The following is a 1,075-nucleotide window of genomic DNA, read 5'->3' on the forward strand; positions in this document are numbered from 1 at the left end:
GGATAAGGATTTTATTAAAGCGAAGGGTCAAAGCCTTTCTGGTTCTTACTCCATTGCCCGAGGCACCGACGACAGTTTTAGTAAAGAGTACCTTTCTGATTTAGCTCGGGCAGATCTGAAAAAGCATGAACAGCTGAGTGCCAGACTGGATAAGCTGGAAAAGAAAAAGGATGGGCTGTTTGAGTCCGATACAGCGGCAGAAATGGCAGAGATTCGGGCTGAGTTAAGAGAAATCAGTCAGAGAAACTACCGCGAATATACCGGTATCCAGAATGGTAAGCTGCGCTCGTTTATCCTGCTCGACGATGAGCTTCCCAAGGTGCCCAACGTTGAGCTGGAAGCCACTGATAGAAGCTGGTCGCTGAGAGGCGAGGTTAAGGGAAAGGCTGTTTTTCATCGGGACTGGACGAAAGCTGAGCGGCAAGCCTGGGGCGAGATCGAGGACGCGGGTTATCGTTTTGTGCGAGGGATGGCAGAAGTCAGCCATGATCTTTCACTGGCTACCATGTTCAAGACGATTCGGGATAACAGCGATTGGGTCAGTGATTCGCCCAAAGTAATCGATGGTAAGGAGTGGGTCAAAGTGTCCAATATGGGCATTGGCAAGAAGTCACCTCTTAAAAAGTACGGTGCTCTGGCTGATCAGTATGTTCGGCCTGATATTTGGAACGCCATCCGACACCATGGTCGTTCACCACTGGGCACAGGCTCAGTAGCCAATACTTACAGAGGTATCATTAATCGCTGGAAGCTCTACAAAACGGTTTATAACCCGGTCACTCACTTTAATAATACCTGGTCAAACACTGAGATGTATTCCATGGCTGGGCATTCTCCCAAGTATTTGGGTAAAAGCGCTGCTCTGATTTTTGGGCGTAATCCGGAAGCTGATCCGGTGTTTCGGGAAGCCCTGGACGCTGGACTGTTTGGCAGTGATTGGTCGGCCTCGATTACCAAAGGCGATGGCGGGGCCAGCCCTGTGCTGGAAGATCTGGCTGAGAAACTGCGTAACCAGCCAGACGTGGAAGAAGGACCGGTCATTGAGTCACTGGATACCTTAATGCGTATTAAGGAG

General features: G+C 50.0%; 1 protein-coding gene. It reads left to right on the forward strand.

Annotated features, from left to right (window positions below):
- The coding region (locus tag KDK19_RS10745; RefSeq protein ID WP_257291923.1) for a hypothetical protein at nucleotides 1-1,075 on the forward strand (1,075 nt) is incomplete at both ends.

Origin of the sequence: Endozoicomonas sp. ONNA1 (assembly GCF_024606325.1) — a bacterium.
GTDB lineage: Bacteria > Pseudomonadota > Gammaproteobacteria > Pseudomonadales > Endozoicomonadaceae > Endozoicomonas_A.